We start from the raw sequence: 15,666 nt of genomic DNA, 5'->3' as shown, positions 1-15,666 counted from the left end.
AGCATGGACATCGATTTCAATCCGGGCAAATCAATTGAAGAGCTGCCTATCACCTCACCTTGTCATGCTCCCTGCCCAGATATGGAAGGGATGAAAAATTTTGACGTCAGCCAGAACCAGCGTCGTTTGTTTTTGCTGGATAAGCTTCGTGAAAAGCACGGCCTGAAAAGGACAACTCAAGCATGAATTCATTCGCACGTTTCGGGGCGGTTAATGTCGCCCCATCGTTTTCTCAGTACATCACCAACATGACCGCGCATTTACCTAAAATCGTTAGGAAAGATATCGATTTTAAGGTAAGCGCACGGCTACGCAGAGCCGGAGCAACAGATCGCGGTTTGGCTCTTTTTGCCGGTGACGTAAAGCGATTTGCTGAAAAGCATACGCAATACATCATTGATAAGTATCCCTTCGCTCAAGTCTCCAATGATGCCATGCCGGATTATGACTTGAATCATGACATTCTGGTGAGTGATGAACGCTGCAAGGCGTTTGCTGAGTATCTGACAGGAGAGTTTGAGCGCATCATTAATGCGATTGAACCTGAAGAGTCAGAGGAGGGCGACCCGTGCGGGTTGGCTTACCTTAATACTCTTTGGGGCGCTTATTCTCAAATGGCAGAAAGACTACTTAGTAACTCTATTCAGCCACCGGTTACGCAGCTAACGCAAAAGACCGTTGAAGATAGAATTTATGTGTTAGAAGGCGCGGTTAAACGCTGCTTTGATGTCACTTACCTTATCCGAAAGCTAAAGCGTCTGCGCAAGCAGTACATTGAGTATTCACAAATCGTTGTGGGGAATGTTGGTAAGAAAAAGCATCAGCACATCTATGTGTCGGCTTACTCCTTTTCTGTGTTCAAACGTCAAATGCGTGAGGCTCAAGAGTTTCTGGAATCCATGAGCGTGGTGAACACTGAAACCCTGACCGAGTTTTGCCTTAAAGATGTGGCAGAGCGTACCACCGCTAACCCTGCTAACCGCCGTGTCGAACTGGTGGTTCGTACCCGTGGTGATGAGGAAAGAGCAATAGATATGGGCTTTGATGGTGTTTTCCTGACTTGGACACTGCCAAGTAAATATCATCGCCAGTCCAGAAAGTGGAATGGCTGCACAGTGAAAGAGGCTCACAGAAACCTTATGGAGCAATGGAAGCTGGCACGGGCGCATTTTAAAAAGCATGAGATCAAGTGGTTTGGGTTACGGGTGGCCGAGCCACATAAAGACGGCACACCTCATGCTCACATGTTCCTGTATGTGCTGCCTGAACATAAAGAAGCACTCATTAGAATCTGTGAGCAGATTGCCACTGCCGAAGATAAAGGCGAGCTGTACAACAAGCACGGCCAGTTAGATATCTCTCCGCGCTTTAAAGCCAAGCTTTGCGACCCTGCCAAAGGCGGCGCAACGGCTTACATCATCAAATACATTTCCAAGAACATTAACGGCGCCTACATGCCAGAGGCAAACGCCGATGATTTAGCGTTATCGGTTCGCGCTTGGGCGTCTATCTGGGGTATTAAGCAATTTTCCCAGTCAGGCTCACCAACCGTTGGCCTGTGGCGTCAGCTTCGCCGCGCTTCTGAGTTTGATGTGGCTTTTGATGAAGAGCTGGCGGAGCTTCGGAGCCATGCGGATAACTCCCGTTGGAAGGGTTTTTGTGAGTTGGCCGGTAAAGCAAAACTGGCCTATCAGGAAAAGCTGAACAAATACGATGAACAGACCAAAAAGGTTATTGGTATCCAATGGCTGGATAAGGTCATTGAAACCGCCGCTGAAACTTACGCTTTAGTGAAAAAATCGGAGGTGGGACGCTTTAAAGAGTCGCGGAGCGGCTCACCTTGGAGCACTGAAAATAAGTGTAACCAGACCCCAGAAATCAATATTTCCAGTTTGGAAAAGGCATTGATGGACGTGACCGGATGGAGCGTTAAAGGGGTTCAATGTCTGCTTGCACCACTACAACGAGGGGCGCGAGTCCCGATAGATAAATACACCACCATTAAGCTGTCCAATGGTCGGCTTATGGTGACCTAAACAACGCCAACGATGTGAATCAGGGGCAACCTATTAACTTCTAACGTCGAGAGACAGGGGAACACCATGCAACAATTTAATTTAGAACAATTACACCAAGACTTAGCCGCGCTGGATGCTGGCGACCAGTTAACCGCGAATGTAAGCACGCAAATTAAACGCTTAAAGGGCATGAGCAAGGGAGAGCTGATGAAGCTCGGCACAAGTGCTCTGATGGGCGGCAACATCTCTCTTGAGGCCATTGGCCTGCCAGCAAATACCTTTGAGCAACTTGAAACGCTAGACCGGATTAACAACGTTGCGCGTTCAAAGTATCGCGCCGTTGTGACTGCCCGTATTAACGAACTGGAAGCGATTGAAGATGCGCAGGTGGTGACTGATGAGTAAGAAATATCAGAACCCAGTCAAGGGTCATGTACCCTGTCCGGTTTGCCAGAGCGAATCCACCGTGCATCAAGTGGGTGAAGGTAAGCTCATTGCCACAGGTGAGCCGCCTAAAAACGCCCGTAACATCGGTTTAAAGTACTACCACTGCCCTAAGTGCGGTAACAGTCCAGCCAGTAAAAGCGTCACTGAATACATTGATAGCGCTATGAACCTTGAGGTTGTGGACGGCGGCGATCTTGTTACCGAAGAGGAAGCACTAACCGAGCTACTGGATTCGGTTACGGTAACCGAACAGCCTGAAACCGCTGAAGTCAATAACGGCGAGGTTTCCAGTACTGATGTAACCGAATCGAAAAAGGGTGAAGAAACGGAGAAAAAGCCGTTTAATCCGCTGTTTAAGCGCGTCCTGATTGGTTTGTTAGTGCTTCTCGCCCTGCTGTGGGCGTTTCGTAAACTGATGCCGAAACAGGTAGATGCTGAAGGGGGTGAAGATGTCGCAACCGCATGAGGCCGAACTACAGACCCTAGATAACGATTGGGGTGATTTTAGTATTGCTATCGGTCAGCTTGAATCGCAGGAAAAGCAGCAAGCTCAAACCGAAGCGCTAACCGAGTCGCACCACTCTGATACCGAACCCAAGCTTGATAACAGTGAAGCGGTTAACGGGCTGCTAACGGTGGTGTTTATGATTACCGAGAAAGCGACCTCAATCGTGTCCGGAGTGGATTTTGAGTTTGATGAGAAGGGCAAACAGGAAGTGATTAGCGCTGCTGTTCCAGTGCTTCAAAAGCATGACGGCGCGGTGGCGGGTTGGTTTGGTGACTACATCGAAGAGGCTACGCTGATACTGGCGGTTCTTGGGCTGGTGTATGCGGCGCGTCATAACATCAAAGTACTCAAGGCAGAGAAAGCCGAACTGGAAGAGCAAAAGCGGAGGGAGCAAGATGGCAAAAAAACCAAAGCCAGCACCGCTAAAGCTGCCTAACCCCATTAACTCAAATGCGTCTCTCAATGCTGAGCACACTATCTATCTGGCGGGTACAGGTGGGGGTAAAACCTCTGCTGTGTACCATATGGAACTAATCCCCAAAGGGGCGCAGGTAGTGATATTCGACCCGTATCAGGGCTATGCCAACAATATGCTAAAAGGGCAAAAGGTACTCGGCGTGAAATCCCGTGTTGCCTTCGTTAAAGCGTTAGTCATTGCCCGCCGTACTGGCAAGCCTTTTAAGCTGGCCTACATTCCGGCTATGGGCGCCTGTGAGGATGAACTTGAGTTCTTCAGTGCTGTGGTGTGGTCAGTCGGCAATGGTAAAGCGGCTAAGCTGCATACCGTGATTGAAGATCTGGCCTCTTGTGTTGAGGTGTCCGGCAAGCTTCGCGGTAAAGCCGGTGAACTGCTTCGCGGCGGTCGTCAGTTTGGTTTAGTCATCCATACCCTGTTCCAGAAAGCACAAGAAGTACCTAAGACCGTGACTGACCAATCAGACCGTTGGTGGGTAGGCAAGGTGAACTCTGGCCGTGATGCTAACTGGGTATCAAGAGAGCGTGAAATTCCACTAACTGACATCACCAGTCTGGTTAGTGCGAAAGAAAACAAAGAGCGCATAGGTAAACCCATTGCGGAATACCTGCTGATAACCACGTTCGGCAAGGCTGATAAAGGGGCGTTTAACTGCTCAACAGGGCAGCAAGTGCCCCTCAATTACGCCTCAAAATCTATGTGACGTACTTCACAATCCAACCTATAGGTTAAAAGTTTAACCTATAGGTTACTCCTTCTATCTTCGTTTCCCTTTTTTTTCTAACTTGAAAACTCATCAGCCAGCTATGGCGTTTTAACTATGTATGAAATTGCATTCAATTTATTTGTTACCAAAGGACTCGAAAATATGTTCGGAATTACCAAACCCCAGTGGAAAGTCGTCGGCGTTGCTGTCGTGGCGATGCTTGTCGTTATGTACGCACTTAAAAACGTGGACATGCTTGATAAGCCAGCAAAGGAAGTGGGCGTTAAATAACTCCCTCATCTCTTCATTTTAACCAGTTACAGGAGTAAGAAATTATGAAACTGGCACAAGTAGCAGCGGCCATCGGTGCAGTAAAAGGCTTATATGCGCCAACCCCAACTCAGCTAGACCCTTTCCGTAATACCAACCCTTACGGAAAACACGCCATTATCGACCTGTCCGATTTCGTGACGTATCAGTCGATTGAAATCAAATGCGATCTGCCTATCGAGCGTCTGGGACGTGTATCGATTGAGCGTGATACTCAGGAAATTGTGGGTATCGAAGCCTCTTTCTTTCATAAGCGTGACAGCTTTAAAAAGCTTCCGTTTGAGTCAAAAGGCGTTAACGGTGCAAGTCAGACCCGCCTCATTCTGCCATTCGCAGATGAAACCATGCGTACGCAAGTCGGTATCCGCCGCGGTGAATACGTTCATAAGCAAGGTGAGAAGCTCATGATTAAGATTCAGGTGTTGCCAAAAGAAAGTGGCGACCCTGATGTACCTAGCTTCGATGCCACGGCGCGAACTTCTGACGGTCAGGCAGAGCGTTACTTTCAGCAGCGCTGGACTGAAACGTCTATCACGCACTCTCAAAAGGGTGAACAAAAGCATGACTTCCCAATCATGGGTCAGAACGTGCGTTTGCGTTCAATGCTTCTTGAGTGTGAAAACGACGATATCGTCAAAATCCAAATCAAGCGCAACAAAGAAATCATCTGGGAAAAGACCGTAGAAGATTTGCGTTTTGAGCAAGCCCGATACGGTGACCGAAAGGTGCCGGCGAAAGGTGTCTGGATTGATTTCTGTCTTGAAGGTTGGGCGGCTGAGCAAGCCTTTACACCAATTGCCAGTGAATCTCTAAAGCTGGTCATTGATAAGCGTTCAACGGGCGAAATCAATATCTGTCATGACTACATCGAAATCGAGCGCCTGCCAAGCGTTTAAGGGGGTGCGAAATGGCTGAAGCAGCAGAAGAAACTTCCATCTGGGGAGCGTTCAAAGAGGGTTTGTCTGAAACGGCGGGTGATCTGTTCGGAGCGTATAACGACTACACAACCCAAAAGCAGGCCAATGCAGCGCAGCAGGCCAGCGAAAATGCGACAGCGGCAGAAGTGGCAAGACTGGAAAGAGCGCAAGTGAACGCCAATGCCGCCGCAGCCGCAAGGGAAGGCAAAAAGGAAATGATGACCTACGCCGTAGGCGCGTTAATCATCCTGATTGTTTTAGTGTTCGCGCTGAGAAGTTAAGGGGGGCTTATGATTTTCTTGGTTCCTTTAGCTCTGGCGGCGGGTTTGGGTGGCGGCTGGTACGCCACTCAGGCCACGGTGGAATCGGCGGCTGATATCGCCGGAAACTCAGTATCAGGCGGCAGCAAGGTTAACTGGACAATTGTCATTGTTGTTTTGGTTGTTCTGGTGCTGATCCGCTACAAAGGGTGGCCAAAATGATGCCCTCAATAGGCGGAGGCCTTAGCACTGGCGGAGGGGGTATCTCTGGAGGGACGCAAGCTTCCAGTACGGGTCCATTCTCCGCGAACGGAAACGGGGCGGGTGGTATCACCTTCAATAACGCTCCGGTCAACGATAACAAAAGCCTGTATGTAACTCTGGCTGTTTTTGCACTGGTGGTGATTGTATGGATAAAAAGCAAGTAAAGAAAATTACCTGGTCAAAGTCGGTTGAGTCCGCACTTACCCGTAATCAGTTTACGCCGGACATCATCAAAGAGCTTCGCATGTACTGCACAGAGCGAAACGCAGAGATTTTCACTGTGGATACGCTGACCATCATCACACGGCCGGAAGGCATCAGTGCAACCGAATGGGAGGTTGTCTGGATGGCCTCTTTTGGTGGCGGACTAAAAGAGCACTACAAAACCTTTGTCAAAGCGGCAAAACGTGCCGGTGCTAAGCATATCCGCTTTCACATCTCTGAAGAGAATGAATTGGGCGTCCTTCGCCTGATATCGGATGTAAAGCCGTATCGCGTACAAGAGGGCGTCTATCGGGTTGATTTAGCGGGGGTGCTGAATGGGTCGTAGTAGCAGCTCTAGTAGCTCATCGGTCGTTAATAACACCACCAACAACGTATTAGATGGCGGGGCGATTAAGTCCTCTTTTGACTTTGCCGAAGAGGTCTCCGGAGAGGCGTTTGATAATGCCAATTCAGCCATTGATTCTATTGAAAGCGTAGCCAAAGAGGCGATTTCCACTAACTCGGATGTCACAGAGAACGCACTTGATTACTCCAAGGTTGTCACCGGAGAGGCGTTTGATTCATTCAATAGATTGTCGTCATCGGCATTGGATGGATTAAGGGAACAAAGCAACGGAGCACTCAATACATTGTCAGGCATTCAAGGGGCGCAATCGGCTGCAAATGCAGAACTGCTCAAGGGTATTCAGTCCACTATTCGAGACGCCAATTCTGGCGGGGCTCAGGGAGTGCTGGAAACGCAAAAAGTAGCCATTGGAGCAATCGCATTGGTCATCATCATTTACCTGATTTTCGGGAGAAGAAAGTAAATGTATTTGGATTTTAACTTAAAGAGGGGCGGGGCTGCGAAAGCCCCTGCTAAAGGCACAAGTCTTTACTTGCGCAAAGGTAAGGAAATACAAGTTACCTGCAAGCCTTCAAATCATACTTACACCTTGCGTGAGCGTGACCAAATCACTGTACCTGTGGGCGTGGTGATAGAAGAGGTTCATGTACTGAACCTTGGCGAAGCGGGTGAGATTGAATTGGGCTGTATTGAGGGCAAGTTTCAACCCTCTATCGATGGCTCAAAGCTCAATATTGCCGCTGATCTTGAGGCCGATAATCTGGCGGTCACGTTTGAAGGTCGCCAGCCTGTTGAACTGCCAGCGAATCAGCAGGTTAAAGCAGAGTTAACTAATCTGCCGGAAACACTCTCTGTGCATGTAGAGAATCAACTGCAAGTGCCAGACGTTCAAAAGGTGCATGTGGTTAAAGAGACTCAGCCAAACACGCAGTTCATTGCTCATGAGACCATGACCAAAACCGGACGGATATCCGGCAACGTTAACCGTCAAATGGTCATCTTAAAGGCGGCTGACTCCAATCAGGAAACCATCTGGCTCGGCGGCTATCAAGGGCGCGGTTTTCCGTTGCCTCCTGCGTCTTGCGTGATGTGGGGTGTTACCGCTGAAATTGAAGCGTTAATTCTTGGCGCTAATGATGAACTGTTAGTGAGCGAGGTGGTGTGATGGGTGCTTATGGTGCATATATCCCGCCTCCGCTGGTTATCGAGTTTCCGGAGCAATTAGCACTATCGAACTCAATCGCTGGCACTCGGCGTACTGTGGCCGCTTCTGAGTACGCTCTGGGCGAAGTTAACAAGAAAGTAAACACCAACAAGACCGCCGTTGCTAAGGCCGTCTCTGATGCCACTGACGCACGTACAACACTTGAGCAAGAGCTGACAGCCAAAGTCAACCAAGTCTCAGCTAAAGCCGGTCAGGGCATATCAAAAGGCGATACCGCACAGGCAAAAGCGGATTCAGCTTATACGCTGGCTCAGGATGCAAAAAACACGGCAATCGCAGGTCAGAACAGTCGCACGTTTGGCGCGGTGGATACATACACAGTGGCGTATCACACCAACTACATCGTTAATGGGATGCGTCACGGTCAGACTATTGCAGGTTCAAATCTAAAAGTGGACAGAGCTGGCCAGAAGGTACTAGCAAGTGGTGAACACATCACACTTTCAGGCGTTTGGCGGCTGATGTCTATGGGTACAGGTTCGTCAAATAGCAGTCAAATGACAGGTTTATTTTTAAGGATTTCATAGCATGAAAAAAGAATATTACTTAAATCGCAACGAAAAGCGCACCGTTTTAGGTGTCACCGACATTCGTTATTCATCAGCAGACCAAACCACAATTGACTGTGAAATCGCCTTTGCTGAGTTCCAGTTTGAATCCCTGCCATACACGGCGGATAAGTTCGACTGTGAAGCAATGGGGCGTGAGCTGTTCAATGACCTGAATAACGGCGTTTACGGTGAGGTTTCACCCTATGTTGAGCCTGAGCCAGTAGAGCAATCGGAGTAGTCCGAATGAACACAAAGTATTTATTAATCATCGTCAGTTTGTTTTTAGTTTTTGGGGTATTTATGAGTAAAACATCTCGCGGGTTCCGCAATAAGAACCCATTGAATATTGAGTATAACAAGCACAATAAGTGGGACGGCCAGACAGGGGTTGAACCACAAGGCCGCTTTGCTCAGTTTTCTGAAATGAAATACGGCGTTCGCGCCGGTGCTAAGCTGCTTCAGACCTACATGGGTAAGTATGGCTTACGCACGGTTCACGGCATCATTAACCGATGGGCTCCGGCTCATGAAAATGACAGTCACGGCTATGCTGAGTTTGTTGCAAAAGGGGTAGGCGTTCATATTCATGATTTAGTATCAGTGGATGATATCCCAGATATCATTTACTTCATGGTTAAGATGGAATGTGGCTCTTATCTGGATATGGACACCATCGAAGAGGGCTGTCAGCTCGCAGGAGTACCAGTATGATAAGCGGAATTGTTGCGGGTATCTCTCTGGTTAAAACGTTCATTGGTATGAAAGCCGAAGAGCGAAAAGAGAAAGCCATTACCAAGCGTGAAGAGCTGCAAGCGAAGCGCGAAAGCAATCAGCAGCGTGAAGGTAATATCAGCAAGACTGAGGGCAATCTGGCTTCTCTGGATGCCATCACGCTCAAGCAAATCGGATGGCTGGATGATTTTGTTATTTGTTCAATATGGCTGGTTGTATGGTCGTGCTTTTTTCCTTCCCTGCAAGCTTACGCAATGCAAGGGATGAAAAATTTAGCTGCAATGCCTGTGTGGTTTCAGTATGCAGTAGGGGCGTCGATAATTTACACGTTAGGCTTTAAATCTCTGGTGTACAGATTGCTGATTAAGCGGGGTTTCTGATGGTTGAATTGCTTCAGTATCTAAATTCAATGGGGCTATCCCCTACCACCCTGTTTATTGTTGGTATGTTTGTACAGCACAACAACCGTTTAATAAGATTAGAAACAAAAGTCTTTTGAATTCCGATGATAAAGTTCACTAAAACTAGTGAACTTTATTGGTTAGAAAACACTATTTCCATTCGCAAGTGACATCCAAACAATCCAAATAGGAATAAGCATTACATGCAAGCGAATAAACAAAATTCCAGCATAAAATAGCTGGCTCAATAAAGAGTTGGAGTTTGGTGTTACATAGATAGCTTTCAAGTATTCATATGGTGCTCTAGTGCCATGAGCCATTTGAGTTGCCAAAAACAAATAGCAAATAACAAACAACCCCCACCCTAGCTGACCTCCTATCTTGTTGGCAAACACTACACTAGCTGAAGTTATTGCCGAGTTGGTTATTAACTTAAACCATATTTCACAAAGGCCGCTATCGTAAACATCTTTAAAGAAAGGTCTTGCCACTTTTCCTCCAATAGCAAAAAACCCGCTCAAAGAGCGGGTTTTCGTTTTGCATAGTTATGCAATAAATAATGGCAGGGGTGGAGAGATTCGAACTCCCAACACGCGGATTTGGAATCCGCTGCTCTGCCAATTGGAGCTACACCCCTGCAGTTCGTGTTTTATGAGACGACTCTCAAATAAGTGGCGGAGCGGACGGGACTCGAACCCGCGACCCCCGGCGTGACAGGCCGGTATTCTAACCAACTGAACTACCGCTCCACACTTTAAATTGTCACCAAACAAAGTCTTACTAACTGCTTTATTTAGTTTTGCCTTCAGACTTTCCTTTATAAAAAAGGGAAAAATCTGAAAACGTAATTAAAGCCTGGCGATGTCCTACTCTCACATGGGGAAGCCCCACACTACCATCGGCGCTATTGCGTTTCACTTCTGAGTTCGGCATGGAATCAGGTGGGTCCACAACGCTATGGTCGCCAAGCAAAATTCTGTTTTTGATTTCACTTTTTCTAAAAAAGTGAAAACCAACAAATCGGAAAGCTGTTTAAAAGTCTTATTTACACATTCAATGTTCTATTTGAGTCCAAAACAAAACCCCTTGGGTGTTGTATGGTTAAGCCTCACGGGCAATTAGTACAGGTTAGCTCAACGCCTCACAACGCTTACACACCCTGCCTATCAACGTCGTAGTCTACGACAACCCTTTAGGATACTTAAAGTATCAGGGAGAACTCATCTCAAGGCTCGCTTCCCGCTTAGATGCTTTCAGCGGTTATCGATTCCGAACTTAGCTACCGGGCAATGCGTCTGGCGACACAACCCGAACACCAGAGGTTCGTCCACTCCGGTCCTCTCGTACTAGGAGCAGCCCCTTTCAATTCTCCAACGCCCACGGCAGATAGGGACCGAACTGTCTCACGACGTTCTAAACCCAGCTCGCGTACCACTTTAAATGGCGAACAGCCATACCCTTGGGACCGACTTCAGCCCCAGGATGTGATGAGCCGACATCGAGGTGCCAAACACCGCCGTCGATATGAACTCTTGGGCGGTATCAGCCTGTTATCCCCGGAGTACCTTTTATCCGTTGAGCGATGGCCCTTCCATTCAGAACCACCGGATCACTATGACCTGCTTTCGCACCTGCTCGAATTGTCATTCTCGCAGTCAAGCGGGCTTATGCCATTGCACTAACCACACGATGTCCAACCGTGTTTAGCCCACCTTCGTGCTCCTCCGTTACTCTTTGGGAGGAGACCGCCCCAGTCAAACTACCCACCAGGCACTGTCCTCACCCCGGATAACGGGGCTAAGTTAGAACATCAAACATACAAGGGTGGTATTTCAAGGATGGCTCCACTGTATCTGGCGACACAGTTTCAAAGCCTCCCACCTATCCTACACATGTAGGCTCAATGTTCAGTGCCAAGCTGTAGTAAAGGTTCACGGGGTCTTTCCGTCTAGCCGCGGGTACACTGCATCTTCACAGCGATTTCAATTTCACTGAGTCTCGGGTGGAGACAGCGTGGCCATCATTACGCCATTCGTGCAGGTCGGAACTTACCCGACAAGGAATTTCGCTACCTTAGGACCGTTATAGTTACGGCCGCCGTTTACCGGGGCTTCGATCAAGAGCTTCGACCTAAGTCTAACCCCATCAATTAACCTTCCGGCACCGGGCAGGCGTCACACCGTATACGTCATCTTACGATTTTGCACAGTGCTGTGTTTTTAATAAACAGTTGCAGCCACCTGGTATCTGCGACTTCCGATAGCTCCATCCGCAAGGGACTTCACCGTCAGAAGCGTACCTTCTCCCGAAGTTACGGTACCATTTTGCCTAGTTCCTTCACCCGAGTTCTCTCAAGCGCCTTGGTATTCTCTACCCGACCACCTGTGTCGGTTTGGGGTACGATTCCTTACAATCTGAAGCTTAGAGGCTTTTCCTGGAAGCATGGCATCAATGACTTCACGCCCTTGGGCGCTCGACATCGTGTCTCGGCCTTAAGATTTCCCGGATTTACCTAAGAAATCAGCCTACGCACTTGAACCTGGACAACCGTCGCCAGGCCACCTAGCCTTCTCCGTCCCCCCATCGCAATTGTAAGAAGTACGGGAATATTAACCCGTTTCCCATCGACTACGCCTTTCGGCCTCGCCTTAGGGGTCGACTTACCCTGCCCCGATTAACGTTGGACAGGAACCCTTGGTCTTCCGGCGAGGGGGTTTTTCACCCCCTTTATCGTTACTCATGTCAGCATTCGCACTTCTGATACCTCCAGCAAACCTTACAGTTCACCTTCAACGGCTTACAGAACGCTCCCCTACCCAATATCTAAAAGATATTGCCGCAGCTTCGGTGTATAGCTTAGCCCCGTTACATCTTCCGCGCAGGCCGACTCGACCAGTGAGCTATTACGCTTTCTTTAAATGATGGCTGCTTCTAAGCCAACATCCTGGCTGTCTGAGCCTTCCCACATCGTTTCCCACTTAGCTATACTTTGGGACCTTAGCTGGCGGTCTGGGTTGTTTCCCTCTCCACGACGGACGTTAGCACCCGCCGTGTGTCTCCCGGATAGTACTTACTGGTATTCGGAGTTTGCAAAGGGTTGGTAAGTCGGGATGACCCCCTAGCCTTAACAGTGCTCTACCCCCAGTAGTATTCGTCCGAGGCGCTACCTAAATAGCTTTCGGGGAGAACCAGCTATCTCCAGGTTTGATTGGCCTTTCACCCCTAGCCACAAGTCATCCGCTAATTTTTCAACATTAGTCGGTTCGGTCCTCCAGTTGATGTTACTCAACCTTCAACCTGCCCATGGCTAGATCACCTGGTTTCGGGTCTATACCTAGCAACTCGACGCCCAGTTAAGACTCGGTTTCCCTACGGCTCCCCTAATCGGTTAACCTTGCTACTAAATATAAGTCGCTGACCCATTATACAAAAGGTACGCAGTCACACCACGAAGGTGCTCCTACTGCTTGTACGTACACGGTTTCAGGTTCTATTTCACTCCCCTCACAGGGGTTCTTTTCGCCTTTCCCTCACGGTACTGGTTCACTATCGGTCAGTCAGTAGTATTTAGCCTTGGAGGATGGTCCCCCCATATTCAGACAGGATATCACGTGTCCCGCCTTACTCGATTTCACTAATAATGACGTGTCGGTTACGGGGCTATCACCCTGTATCGCTGGACTTTCCAGACCATTCACCTGCATCATTAAAAGCTTAAGGGCTAATCCAATTTCGCTCGCCGCTACTTTCGGAATCTCGGTTGATTTCTACTCCTCCGGGTACTTAGATGTTTCAGTTCCCCGGGTTTGCCCTGTTAACCTATGTATTCAGTTAACAGTAACTGCTTATGCAGTTGGGTTTCCCCATTCGGAAATCGTAGACTCAAGTGGCTTTTACTGCCTAATCTACGCTTATCGCAAGTTAATACGTCCTTCATCGCCTCTGACTGCCAAGGCATCCACCGTGTACGCTTAGTCACTTAACCATACAACCCCAAGAGGTTTCTATGTATGGCAAACAACCAAGGTTTGTGTCTCTCATTATTTGAATGAGCGAGAGACATTTCGATTTTGCCGGACTCAAATATAAGCATCATTACTCAGTAATGTTGCTTCCAAGAACACTTGAATGTGTGTTGGTACCTAAATCTAAAAAAGACTTAGGATTTGAGAACTTTTAATTAGATAACAATCAATCAAATTGTTATCTGTCAGCTTTCCAAATTGTTAAAGAGCAAAGATTCTTTACTTACAAAGAAGTATCGAAACCATTTTTAAATATTCTCAAAGAGAAAACACTTAAAGATGGTGGAGCTAAGCAGGATCGAACTGCTGACCTCCTGCGTGCAAGGCAGGCGCTCTCCCAGCTGAGCTATAGCCCCATCAGTATGGTGTAACTTTTAAATCGTTTGAGAACAAGGCAGATTGTAAGGACGTGTACTTAAGTACACGACGAGCAATCTAACGCCGTTATCAGAAGATTTGGTGGGTCTGAGTGGACTTGAACCACCGACCTCTCGCTTATCAGGCGAACGCTCTAACCACCTGAGCTACAGACCCATATCTTTACTTTTCTAAACCTAATCAATCTGTGTGAACACTCATCAATGCACAATCTATCGTTAAGGAGGTGATCCAGCCCCAGGTTCCCCTAGGGCTACCTTGTTACGACTTCACCCCAGTCATGAACCACAAAGTGGTAAGCGTCCCCCCGAAGGTTAAACTACCTACTTCTTTTGCAGCCCACTCCCATGGTGTGACGGGCGGTGTGTACAAGGCCCGGGAACGTATTCACCGTGGCATTCTGATCCACGATTACTAGCGATTCCGACTTCATGGAGTCGAGTTGCAGACTCCAATCCGGACTACGACGCACTTTTTGGGATTCGCTTACTCTCGCGAGTTCGCCGCCCTCTGTATACGCCATTGTAGCACGTGTGTAGCCCTACTCGTAAGGGCCATGATGACTTGACGTCGTCCCCACCTTCCTCCGGTTTATCACCGGCAGTCTCCCTGAAGTTCCCACCCGAAGTGCTGGCAATCAAGGATAAGGGTTGCGCTCGTTGCGGGACTTAACCCAACATTTCACAACACGAGCTGACGACAGCCATGCAGCACCTGTCTCAGAGTTCCCGAAGGCACTAATCCATCTCTGGAAAATTCTCTGGATGTCAAGAGTAGGTAAGGTTCTTCGCGTTGCATCGAATTAAACCACATGCTCCACCGCTTGTGCGGGCCCCCGTCAATTCATTTGAGTTTTAATCTTGCGACCGTACTCCCCAGGCGGTCTACTTAACGCGTTAGCTCCGAAAGCCACTCCTCAAGGGAACAACCTCCAAGTAGACATCGTTTACGGCGTGGACTACCAGGGTATCTAATCCTGTTTGCTCCCCACGCTTTCGCATCTGAGTGTCAGTATCTGTCCAGGGGGCCGCCTTCGCCACCGGTATTCCTTCAGATCTCTACGCATTTCACCGCTACACCTGAAATTCTACCCCCCTCTACAGTACTCTAGCTTGCCAGTTTCAAATGACCTTCCCGGGTTGAGCCCAGGGCTTTCACATCTGACTTAACAAACCACCTGCATGCGCTTTACGCCCAGTAATTCCGATTAACGCTCGCACCCTCCGTATTACCGCGGCTGCTGGCACGGAGTTAGCCGGTGCTTCTTCTGCAGCTAACGTCAAATGATAGTGCTATTAACACTACCACCTTCCTCACTGCTGAAAGTGCTTTACAACCCGAAGGCCTTCTTCACACACGCGGCATGGCTGCATCAGGCTTGCGCCCATTGTGCAATATTCCCCACTGCTGCCTCCCGTAGGAGTCTGGACCGTGTCTCAGTTCCAGTGTGGCTGATCATCCTCTCAGACCAGCTAGAGATCGTCGCCTTGGTGAGCCATTACCTCACCAACTAGCTAATCTCACTTAGGCTTATCCAATCGCAGAAGGCCCGAAGGTCCCCTCTTTTCCCCCGTAGGGCGTATGCGGTATTAGCTATCGTTTCCAATAGTTATCCCCCTCGACTGGGCAAATTCCTAAGCATTACTCACCCGTCCGCCGCTCGACGTCCAACAAATCATCCGAAGAGTCAATGTTGCCGTTTCCGCTCGACTTGCATGTGTTAGGCCTGCCGCCAGCGTTCAATCTGAGCCATGATCAAACTCTTCAATTTAAGTTTTTGTGGCTCAATGAATACTGAACATTACATAAGTAATGTTTGAATTGACTGTGCCAAGTCCCCTAATGTTTCCAAAAGAAG

General features: G+C 48.5%; 19 protein-coding genes, 4 tRNA genes and 3 rRNA genes. 18 read left to right on the top strand and 8 right to left on the bottom strand.

The features are described 5' to 3' along the window. Positions 1 to 3: 3 nt before the first annotated feature. From PK654_RS02115 to PK654_RS02030, 18 genes are all read left to right on the top strand, one after another. Positions 4 to 186 carry a hypothetical protein gene (locus PK654_RS02115; RefSeq protein WP_271697432.1) on the top strand — a complete coding sequence of 61 codons (183 nt, stop codon included), beginning with the start codon at positions 4 to 6 and terminating at the stop codon, positions 184 to 186. Next, positions 183 to 2,036, top strand: a complete 1,854-nt coding sequence (locus PK654_RS02110) for a replication endonuclease (RefSeq protein ID WP_271697431.1) — start codon at positions 183 to 185, stop codon at positions 2,034 to 2,036. Before PK654_RS02115 ends, PK654_RS02110 begins: the two co-directional genes overlap by 4 nt. 66 nt (positions 2,037 to 2,102) lie before the next feature. After that, positions 2,103 to 2,423 carry a hypothetical protein gene (locus PK654_RS02105; protein ID WP_271697430.1) on the top strand — a complete coding sequence of 107 codons (321 nt, stop codon included), beginning with the start codon at positions 2,103 to 2,105 and terminating at the stop codon, positions 2,421 to 2,423. Continuing rightward, positions 2,416 to 2,931, top strand: a complete 516-nt coding sequence (locus tag PK654_RS02100) for a hypothetical protein (RefSeq protein ID WP_271697429.1) — start codon at positions 2,416 to 2,418, stop codon at positions 2,929 to 2,931. The genes PK654_RS02105 and PK654_RS02100 overlap by 8 nt, the downstream gene beginning before the upstream one ends. Continuing rightward, a complete protein-coding gene (locus tag PK654_RS02095) occupies positions 2,915 to 3,409 on the top strand; it encodes a hypothetical protein (protein WP_271697428.1) in 495 nt (164 codons plus the stop codon). The genes PK654_RS02100 and PK654_RS02095 overlap by 17 nt, the downstream gene beginning before the upstream one ends. Then, complete coding sequence (locus PK654_RS02090) at positions 3,369 to 4,151, top strand: hypothetical protein (RefSeq protein WP_271697427.1); 783 nt, start codon at positions 3,369 to 3,371, stop codon at positions 4,149 to 4,151. The genes PK654_RS02095 and PK654_RS02090 overlap by 41 nt, the downstream gene beginning before the upstream one ends. Positions 4,152 to 4,268: 117 nt before the next feature. Further along, positions 4,269 to 4,445, top strand: coding sequence for a hypothetical protein (locus tag PK654_RS02085; RefSeq protein WP_271697426.1), 177 nt, complete (start codon positions 4,269 to 4,271; stop codon positions 4,443 to 4,445). A gap of 44 nt (positions 4,446 to 4,489) precedes the next feature. Beyond that, positions 4,490 to 5,380: a major capsid protein P2 gene (locus PK654_RS02080; protein ID WP_271697425.1), complete on the top strand. Its 891-nt coding sequence runs from the start codon at positions 4,490 to 4,492 to the stop codon at positions 5,378 to 5,380. A gap of 11 nt (positions 5,381 to 5,391) precedes the next feature. Further along, positions 5,392 to 5,682 (top strand): hypothetical protein, encoded by a 291-nt coding sequence (locus PK654_RS02075; RefSeq protein ID WP_271697424.1) that lies wholly within the window; start codon positions 5,392 to 5,394, stop codon positions 5,680 to 5,682. A gap of 9 nt (positions 5,683 to 5,691) precedes the next feature. Beyond that, the gene (locus PK654_RS02070; RefSeq protein WP_271697423.1) at positions 5,692 to 5,883 is read left to right on the top strand and encodes a hypothetical protein; all 192 of its coding nucleotides are present in this window, start codon (positions 5,692 to 5,694) and stop codon (positions 5,881 to 5,883) included. After that, a complete protein-coding gene (locus PK654_RS02065; RefSeq protein ID WP_271697422.1) occupies positions 5,880 to 6,089 on the top strand; it encodes a hypothetical protein in 210 nt (69 codons plus the stop codon). The genes PK654_RS02070 and PK654_RS02065 overlap by 4 nt, the downstream gene beginning before the upstream one ends. Further along, on the top strand, positions 6,071 to 6,475 hold the full coding sequence (locus tag PK654_RS02060; RefSeq protein WP_271697421.1) for a hypothetical protein: 405 nt from the start codon (positions 6,071 to 6,073) through the stop codon (positions 6,473 to 6,475). The genes PK654_RS02065 and PK654_RS02060 overlap by 19 nt, the downstream gene beginning before the upstream one ends. Then, positions 6,465 to 6,959: a hypothetical protein gene (locus PK654_RS02055; RefSeq protein ID WP_271697420.1), complete on the top strand. Its 495-nt coding sequence runs from the start codon at positions 6,465 to 6,467 to the stop codon at positions 6,957 to 6,959. Before PK654_RS02060 ends, PK654_RS02055 begins: the two co-directional genes overlap by 11 nt. Positions 6,960 to 7,028: 69 nt before the next feature. Beyond that, on the top strand, positions 7,029 to 7,661 hold the full coding sequence (locus tag PK654_RS02050; RefSeq protein ID WP_271697419.1) for a hypothetical protein: 633 nt from the start codon (positions 7,029 to 7,031) through the stop codon (positions 7,659 to 7,661). Next, on the top strand, positions 7,661 to 8,248 hold the full coding sequence (locus tag PK654_RS02045; RefSeq protein ID WP_271697418.1) for a hypothetical protein: 588 nt from the start codon (positions 7,661 to 7,663) through the stop codon (positions 8,246 to 8,248). Before PK654_RS02050 ends, PK654_RS02045 begins: the two co-directional genes overlap by 1 nt. 1 nt (position 8,249) lies before the next feature. Next, positions 8,250 to 8,510, top strand: coding sequence for a hypothetical protein (locus tag PK654_RS02040; RefSeq protein WP_271697417.1), 261 nt, complete (start codon positions 8,250 to 8,252; stop codon positions 8,508 to 8,510). A 62-nt stretch (positions 8,511 to 8,572) separates the two neighbouring features. Next, positions 8,573 to 8,983: a structural protein P5 gene (locus tag PK654_RS02035; protein WP_271697416.1), complete on the top strand. Its 411-nt coding sequence runs from the start codon at positions 8,573 to 8,575 to the stop codon at positions 8,981 to 8,983. Continuing rightward, on the top strand, positions 8,980 to 9,384 hold the full coding sequence (locus PK654_RS02030; protein ID WP_271697415.1) for a hypothetical protein: 405 nt from the start codon (positions 8,980 to 8,982) through the stop codon (positions 9,382 to 9,384). Before PK654_RS02035 ends, PK654_RS02030 begins: the two co-directional genes overlap by 4 nt. Positions 9,385 to 9,545: 161 nt before the next feature. On the opposite strand, the gene PK654_RS02025 is transcribed toward PK654_RS02030, so the two are convergent. The 8 genes from PK654_RS02025 to PK654_RS01990 all read right to left on the bottom strand — a co-directional run bounded on the left by PK654_RS02025 (position 9,546) and on the right by PK654_RS01990 (position 15,579). Further along, on the bottom strand, positions 9,546 to 9,896 hold the full coding sequence (locus PK654_RS02025) for a hypothetical protein (protein WP_271697414.1): 351 nt from the start codon (positions 9,894 to 9,896) through the stop codon (positions 9,546 to 9,548). A 69-nt stretch (positions 9,897 to 9,965) separates the two neighbouring features. Next, positions 9,966 to 10,042: transfer RNA gene (locus PK654_RS02020), tRNA-Trp, on the bottom strand. Between the two features lie 35 nt (positions 10,043 to 10,077). Beyond that, positions 10,078 to 10,154: transfer RNA gene (locus tag PK654_RS02015), tRNA-Asp, on the bottom strand. Between the two features lie 104 nt (positions 10,155 to 10,258). After that, positions 10,259 to 10,374 (bottom strand): 5S ribosomal RNA (gene rrf, locus PK654_RS02010). Positions 10,375 to 10,502: 128 nt separating this feature from the next. Beyond that, positions 10,503 to 13,390 (bottom strand): 23S ribosomal RNA (locus tag PK654_RS02005). A 320-nt stretch (positions 13,391 to 13,710) separates the two neighbouring features. Further along, positions 13,711 to 13,786 (bottom strand) — tRNA-Ala (locus tag PK654_RS02000). Positions 13,787 to 13,887: 101 nt separating this feature from the next. Continuing rightward, positions 13,888 to 13,964 (bottom strand) — tRNA-Ile (locus PK654_RS01995). Positions 13,965 to 14,027: 63 nt separating this feature from the next. Next, positions 14,028 to 15,579, bottom strand: a 16S ribosomal RNA gene (locus PK654_RS01990). The 16S, 23S and 5S rRNA genes sit together here with 4 tRNA genes alongside, the layout of an rRNA operon. Positions 15,580 to 15,666: the final 87 nt, after the last annotated feature.

Origin of the sequence: Vibrio sp. SCSIO 43137 (genome assembly GCF_028201475.1) — a bacterium.
Classification (GTDB): domain Bacteria; phylum Pseudomonadota; class Gammaproteobacteria; order Enterobacterales; family Vibrionaceae; genus Vibrio.
The sequence above is the reverse complement of the archived record's forward strand: the minus strand, read 5'-3'. Positions and strand labels throughout refer to the sequence as shown.